The following is a 7,028-nucleotide window of genomic DNA, read 5'->3' on the forward strand; positions in this document are numbered from 1 at the left end:
TGCCACTCACTGCGCATAATCTTCGCCAAGAACACCATCAAGGATGCAGCCAGGCTCTCCATGGCACGGTGGTACAATAAAGTTGAAGAGGCAGACTTCCATTCATTCAATGTGATTGCTGCCACATTCTACGAGCATTATGATGAGATATTGAACTTCTATAACAACAGATCTTCGAATGCCATGGCAGAATCGTTCAATGCCAAAATTAAACTTTTCCGAGCCAATCTAAGAGGAGTGGCAGACAAGAAGTTCTTTTTATTCAGAATTGCAAAACTATATGCCTATCCCCATTGATTTTCTACTGAGCCGAAATGGGAGGTGTAAATGATGAAAAGTTTGTATTTAGGAAAGCGGTAAAGTACCTGTCATTACTTGTGATCAGGTTATGGACTTTAAAGCTTCGGAATTTAAACAACATAAATTTTCTCTTTCAAATACCAGCCTCTCCAATATTGATAGAAGATGATAAAAGAATGGCAACTTTAATGGAGATGATGAAAGATGATGTAGAGGAGTTTAGTAAAGATATCTTTCAATTGATTCCACGATTACTCCCTGTTAATAAGGCAGATATATTATCCTTACTTTCAGATTATCGGGACCAATGCTTAAATACCAAAGAAACCCATCAAAATCATCCTGACGTGGATTGTGAAAAATTCTCCAAACTAAAAAAAGAGATAACATCCTTTGCTGGCAGTTTTACTATCACACTTCCACAAAATAATATCATAACAGAGGTTGATAACCTCATAACAAAGGAAGGTGTTGTAGAAACAAAAGAAAGTTTGGAAACCATTTATTACTCTCCATATAAAAATATTGGGCTTTGTAAGCCTCCTCTTCTGACGAATTTTATGTTTGATTTGTATCGTATGTATCTGCGAGTGCTTGACAGTATGAAAAAGTTATCGTCGTATAAGACACATTGGAGCCAAATAGAAGAATTTCTGGAAATGATTGAATATAATGATTTAGATTATACAATAATCACAACAGACAAAATTCAACACCTAAAAAAAACTCATATTAGCTTATGTGCAGGAGTTCAACCATTGGGGTTCTTCATTTTGAAAAAAGGTGATATTCCACATGTATCATTTGGTGAAGTCAAAAGAGATGATTTGAAACTAATAGCTGATAGTAATATTAGTTCAAATATAGATTCTTTTGTAGACTGCCATGAGACTCATTTTTATCTTGTTATGGCAACAAAGATGTTTGTGCATATAAAAGAAAAAATAGATGGCGTAATTTATGTTTCTGTAAATGGAGAATACCCAGAACAAAAGAAACCTATTACTATCAATACTACTTTAACCGAATTGTTTGGTAATTAAAATGGGTAGTGTTAAATCCACGTCTTCGTTTTGTTACTTTTGAGTCGTTCCGACTCACTGTCAAAAGTAACGAGGTGTTTTTCATCGGGGTTTCTTTGCTCCTTTCTTTGTCCGCTCGAAGCTCACGAAAGAAAGGAGCGATCGGCAAATCTGCCGACCGCATTACTCTGTCTCTTCTTCTTGAACGGTTATCCGTCCCGTCCTTATATCCGGGTGCGTGGAGAAAGCCCAATTCACCTCCTCATCGGGAAGGTTGCTGTGAATGTCCCCACCCATCACCATTCCGCAATTCTGAATAACCTTTTGCCGTGCTTTCTCCCTGCTCTCGGAAACCACCTCAGACACTCCCTCGAAAATGTATTGCGTCCGTACTCTGTAAACTCTCTTCTTCATATTCTCAAAATTCAGCAATTAGTAATCTGTGTTCCTTCGGCTCTCCATTGGATAACCTGCGGTGGGTAAGCCAAAAATGATGCGTGCCGTAACCATAGGCAAAGAACTTGTCAAGTTCTGTTTCTTCGGCTATCCGCTTGATGGCAACCCTCAGTTCCTCTTCATTGGCGGATAAGATAATGGCGTTGATGACCCTTATAAGGATATGGGGTATCTCGTCCGCCCAATTGCATACGATGCTTTCTATTTCTGCTTTCATATCTGTGATGTTTTGGTGATTGTTGCTTATGCTGTCGCTCTCATTCTCTGCCTTATCAATTTGCGGTTGGCATTGACAAGGCTAACGATTTGGTCGTGATATTCCGTATTCTTGTTGCACACTCCACGACTTTGTACCACTTCCAAAGTTCGTAATGATACTTCAATGGTTTCTATTCGCTTGCCTTCAATGGTAGCCGATAGGATAAGCGAGTCTTCTTTGAAATAGTACTCGTTGGAGAATACGCAATGATGCATTGATACACCTTCTTCCAAATGTTCCTGCACGCTCTCCAATACGTGGACTTGGATAGTGCCGTCCGTGAAATGGATGCCGAAAAACTTGGATTTAAGTTCTTTGAAACGCTTTTCATCTTCCATTGCCTTCTTTTGCTTCTGTTCTATTTCCTCCCTTTCACGCAATCTGAGAAGTTCCTCGTGTCTGCGGTCGTGTTCGCCTTTAAGGTTTGTTGGGCATAAATATTTTGGATTATGAATATCCTTACCTAATCTTCTAAGTGTATCTACATAATCACTCCAAAGGGAAATGTCTGCTATCTCATAGCCGTTACGGACTGCAATCTTGTAGGACTGCCATAGTTCTTCAAAAGTTCTGTTGTTGCCAAGAAAGTAACGTATATGGTCTGTTCGACCTGCCTTTAGCAATGTTTCCACTCGGCTGTCTGTAAGCAATGCAGGAATAAGCTGGGTAGGCACGATGCCATAGAAATTATCCTTAAAACCATTTCTACGAAGTATGTCTGTAACCTTGAACTTCGGATATATCGGTGAGTAGGCAATATGCTGATAGGCTTCATTATCGTTTCGTATCGCCATAGGACTATAATAGGAAAAGGTATCAACATAGTGTCCCAATACCCTCTGTATGGCAACCACAGCTTTTCGTCCCTGCATATTCCACCAATATTGCCCAATCTCAATGATTGAAGTTTGTACTTTGTAACCTTTCTCCATACCCACAATAAGTAGGAACATACGCAATACTTGAAACTCTCCACAAGTGGTAAGTAGGGTGAAATACTGCTTCTGCTGCAACTTGCGCTCGTATGTTTCTCTGACCTGCAACTTTGCCCTGCAATGAGGGCAAGTGCAAGTTTCTCTATGTTTGTTCATTATCCAACTATGCCCACAATCCATACAAGTGGTACGACCTTTTGGCAAGCGGTAGGCGAAGTGGTCAATACACTCACGGAATGCCCACTTACTTTGTGTCTTGGTTATTGGGCGAAGATACTTACTTTGTTCCAAAACTGCCTTTTCAAATTTATTTCTCGGTTTCATAGGCTTAAAAATCAAATAGTGATGGTTGTACTTGGGTTGCTATGTTCTCAGTCTTTTTCACTCGTGCGTTACGGCTCTGTAACTTTGCAAGTTCCTCACGCTGATATTGCTTAATGGCTTCCTGCCTTGCTTCGGCTTTTTCTTCCTCCGTGAGTTCCACAACGTGATTAACCACAACTTGGCAAGAAACAGCCTTGCCAACCTCTAAATCGTCCTCATCATAGTAGTGAACAGCCATAGAGAAGATTTCATCATCATCAAAGCCGTTGCAACCGCTTTTCTGCACTTCATTAAGAATGTAGGTGATGCACTCCTCGATATTCTTGTTCGGCTTCATCAAGTTAGGGGCAAACAAAGGGTCTGCCATAGCACGCTGATTAAGATACTCGGCTATAGTCCGTGTAAAATGTTCTGTTCCTTTCATTGTCGTATAAGTTTTGATGTTGTTAATACTTGGGAATTTCTACTATTTGATTGATGCGCCCATATAGGTAGGCTCTTAGGCTTGTTCTGTCGGGTGCGTAATACTCTGTCCATTGTCCGTACTGATTGACAAGGTATTTCTTCAGTACATCAAAGAAGTCAAAGCGATAGCCTTGTAGGGGAACGGCTGTGCGGAAATAGGTGCTTGAGTTCACCGCTTCACATAACCAATTCTTTTCTTCACGGCTCATACACTCGCCACGATTGAGTTTCACACGCAGGAGATATACTTTACTGCTACAAAGGCTCTCCAAAGGGGGAACGTCCCATTGTACAAACTTAATTGCCAACACTTGCTCACTTTTTTCAGCCACAGGGTTAATGCGGTAATGAGAGGAGGAGCTATATCCTTTGCTGTTCATCGAAGATGTTGTATTTACCTTTTGCTTATCCATAGCGACATTTTTTTATGCGTCCAAAGATCGGAGTATGCTGATTCCTTTTTGTAGCAAAATAGAGGTAGCGGGGCGGGCTTGCACAAGGTTTTGGCGGAAAATACTACCCGTAGGTGTGGAGATTTTCCAGACAAACCAAGCGGCACAGACCTTTTGAAAGCCACAAGCCCCATACTACCTTTGCGGATAAAAAGGGAACAGCATCCGTCTCCTTGTCATCGCATATCGTGGAGCATTGGAAAAGAAGCAAAAGTGCAACAGCCGTAGTGGAAAATAGAAAAGGTGTAAATGTAATTTGCAGAACGGTGCGAACGATGAATCGTAGTACCAGGGAACCTGTCAGTAGAGACGGTTGCACGTATATAATTGGACCAACGTATTGCATATCTTGCTGATTATCAGCATCTGTATCGAGGCTGTTCAAAAAGCCTACGAGCTGGCTTAATATGACTAGATAGAGCTTTTAGCCATAAAACATGGAGACCCTTGTCCATTTCGTGTATGAAGTATTGCTTGAGCTTGCTCCTGTAAGGGTGAGCGGGGACAGCTATCTTGGAAGACTTTCTAGCAGGGAAAATAGGAAGCGATGTAAAACTATGAGATGATGAACTATCATAGATTGATGCCTATTTGTCATTATTCTTGTTCGATAAAAGTCAGAAAAATCATACAGAGGAGACTCAAATGTAGAATTAAAGCGGTTGAACTTTCTATTTTGACTTCCAAGCCCTTCTTTTAAGCGAAATGCCTTCTTGAAATCCGAATATCACTATTTTTCAGCAGTGCTGTCCCCTAAGCAAGTGACCCTAAGGAGTAAATCAACTATCCTATAAACGTTCAATAAGACATTCTAGAATTCACTAGATAGTGTTGGTTTACTCATAATATCAGTCAAGTTCACCTGTATCTGCTTCACATCAACGCACTCCATTTTACTTGGATCAAAAATAACAATATTTACTTCCTTAGGTCGTAAAGCACTGTAATATTTAATACCATCTAGACCTATCTCATAGCGCATATACTCACAGATAAACTGAGTGGGGATATATTCAAAGCTAGAGTCATATCGTCGAATAGGTTTTGAGAGATCACTACTGATGGCTTGGTGTAACATATATGCTCTAACCATATCTTCTATCCTTGAATTCCCAATAGAATACATTCCAAACAGCGACGGTGTCGTCGTGAAGTCTGCTATTTTCAGAGGATCGGCAGAGTCCTTTAACTTGAATTTTCCTACTGAGACGTCATCTAGATATAATGCCCGAACTTCGTATAAAGTTGTAGAGGGTTGCTCACACAGGTATAGGTATGGTATACCTTCTGGATTTGCACGTCCCGAGCTAGCTTTGTCTTTTGGAGGAGCACCCATTTCATCCCTACGATATGTCAATGAGTTTGCTTCGTCATGAATGCGAGAACGGAAGAAGCTTTGTTCAGAAGAAATCGTAGAAGAGTCTAATATTCTGAGAAGTCTATCCCATTCTGCGTCTACACTCAAAAGAGCTTTATCAACCAAATATCTTCGCTTCCAACGGATTTCTTCTTTAAAATCCGCCCAAGACTTTTTCACCCTAGCGATGCTACTTATATAAGGTGGTAAAATCGTTGTAGACTGGGGTTCAGAGCGAGAGTCGGGAATTTCTTTCAGAATCTTCTCGCCCAAGGCATCTGAAGAAAACAGGTCCCAATCCTGATTAATTATAGATGACACATCAGAATAGGATGCATCTTTCACAAATAGACTTAGAACAGCAGATAGAAAAGATTGTATCTCCGCAATATCAACAACATCATCTTTAGTTTTTGTAATAGCACATATCCCAGACTCTCCAGAAGTGTCAAAAAAAGCCCTTAGCTCGGTGTCCTTAAAACAATTTTTCCCTATTAACATATGAAGTGCGATGTCAAAACCTATCTATGTTATTTAGTTTCATGTCTAGAAAGATACTCAGCATTGATGAGGATATGATTCTGTATGGATAGTTTTTTTAATACTCCTAAACCAGGGTAACGACCCTCTTCATAATAGGTCTTTAGCTCCTGAAAGGCTTTATTTTCCATAAACTCATATTTATCTCGATCTTTAATGAGCTTATGAACTGCTTCTTTAAATTTCCCCGCAACGTCAGAGGTACTATAGTTACTTTCAGAGGTGTAGTGAGCCATCCAAATTTCCTCCCTGTCCCCTTCTTTTTTAAGGTAGCTCCAATGAATAACAACAGCTCTTGGAGCAAAGCCTCCTTCTGCATATGCCATAGGCAATAGGGTAAAGTCCCCATATCCACTATAATTCTCCTCTTTGTAATAAGAAATCTCTTCAGAGAATTTTCGTGGAGGTAACGACAAATAATCAGCATTGCGTTGCTCGGCTTCAAACCAATCATCTAAGCGAATCAACTTCTGCATTCCAAGAAACCTCCTTAAAGAACGATGTCGTTCAGGTTCAAAAAGAACTACCCCACTGATATTAGAGAGCCTGGCAAGGGATGCAATCGCATCATCGGATAAGGTACTATTCCGCAAGTTCAACATAGAACTGCAATCCCAAGTACGGGTGTAGCTTAATAATCTATACCTGAAAACACCGAGGGGGTTGGGGGCGAGCAGCCCCCATGAGTGGAAAAATCAGCAAGCAATGCATAAAAATGAAAAAGGGAGACCTCTGTCTCCCAAAGATTAATTAAATTTGCATTGCTATGTACAAACAATTAACCTCGGAGCAAAGGTACACAATTTCTGTGCTACTCCAAAACGGAATGAAACAAAAAGACATTGCCAAAGCGATAAATGTAAGTCCAAGTACAGTGTCACGTGAAATAAGACGTAACAGTGGGATTAGAGGACACTA

General features: G+C 40.3%; 10 protein-coding genes. 3 read left to right on the forward strand and 7 right to left on the reverse strand.

Going from position 1 to position 7,028, the window contains the following annotated elements:
* A partial coding sequence (locus H515_RS0110130; RefSeq protein WP_028901813.1) for a transposase occupies positions 1 to 297 on the forward strand: 297 nt, incomplete at its 5' end.
* A gap of 179 nt (positions 298 to 476) precedes the next feature.
* On the forward strand, positions 477 to 1,343 hold the full coding sequence (locus tag H515_RS13385; protein ID WP_238300203.1) for a hypothetical protein: 867 nt from the start codon (positions 477 to 479) through the stop codon (positions 1,341 to 1,343).
* A gap of 162 nt (positions 1,344 to 1,505) precedes the next feature.
* Here the strand turns inward: H515_RS13385 and H515_RS0110140 are convergent, their stop codons facing one another.
* From H515_RS0110140 to H515_RS13390, 7 genes are all read right to left on the reverse strand, one after another.
* Positions 1,506 to 1,736 carry a hypothetical protein gene (locus H515_RS0110140; RefSeq protein WP_025878151.1) on the reverse strand — a complete coding sequence of 77 codons (231 nt, stop codon included), beginning with the start codon at positions 1,734 to 1,736 and terminating at the stop codon, positions 1,506 to 1,508.
* 4 nt (positions 1,737 to 1,740) lie between these two features.
* On the reverse strand, positions 1,741 to 1,995 hold the full coding sequence (locus H515_RS0110145; protein WP_025878149.1) for a hypothetical protein: 255 nt from the start codon (positions 1,993 to 1,995) through the stop codon (positions 1,741 to 1,743).
* A gap of 26 nt (positions 1,996 to 2,021) precedes the next feature.
* A complete protein-coding gene (locus tag H515_RS0110150) occupies positions 2,022 to 3,296 on the reverse strand; it encodes a PcfJ domain-containing protein (protein WP_028901913.1) in 1,275 nt (424 codons plus the stop codon).
* 4 nt (positions 3,297 to 3,300) lie between these two features.
* Complete coding sequence (locus H515_RS0110155) at positions 3,301 to 3,720, reverse strand: PcfK-like family protein (RefSeq protein ID WP_028901914.1); 420 nt, start codon at positions 3,718 to 3,720, stop codon at positions 3,301 to 3,303.
* 22 nt (positions 3,721 to 3,742) lie between these two features.
* Positions 3,743 to 4,174, reverse strand: a complete 432-nt coding sequence (locus tag H515_RS0110160; RefSeq protein WP_028901915.1) for a hypothetical protein — start codon at positions 4,172 to 4,174, stop codon at positions 3,743 to 3,745.
* Between the two features lie 850 nt (positions 4,175 to 5,024).
* Positions 5,025 to 6,071, reverse strand: a complete 1,047-nt coding sequence (locus tag H515_RS0110165) for an RES family NAD+ phosphorylase (RefSeq protein ID WP_025878180.1) — start codon at positions 6,069 to 6,071, stop codon at positions 5,025 to 5,027.
* Between the two features lie 29 nt (positions 6,072 to 6,100).
* Positions 6,101 to 6,712 (reverse strand): sce7725 family protein, encoded by a 612-nt coding sequence (locus H515_RS13390; protein ID WP_051274751.1) that lies wholly within the window; start codon positions 6,710 to 6,712, stop codon positions 6,101 to 6,103.
* 164 nt (positions 6,713 to 6,876) lie between these two features.
* Between H515_RS13390 and H515_RS14220 the strand changes: the two genes are divergently transcribed.
* The coding region (locus tag H515_RS14220) for a helix-turn-helix domain-containing protein (RefSeq protein ID WP_154653693.1) at positions 6,877 to 7,028 on the forward strand (152 nt) is incomplete at its 3' end.

It is taken from the genome of Prevotella corporis DSM 18810 = JCM 8529 (genome assembly GCF_000430525.1).
Lineage (GTDB): Bacteria > Bacteroidota > Bacteroidia > Bacteroidales > Bacteroidaceae > Prevotella > Prevotella corporis.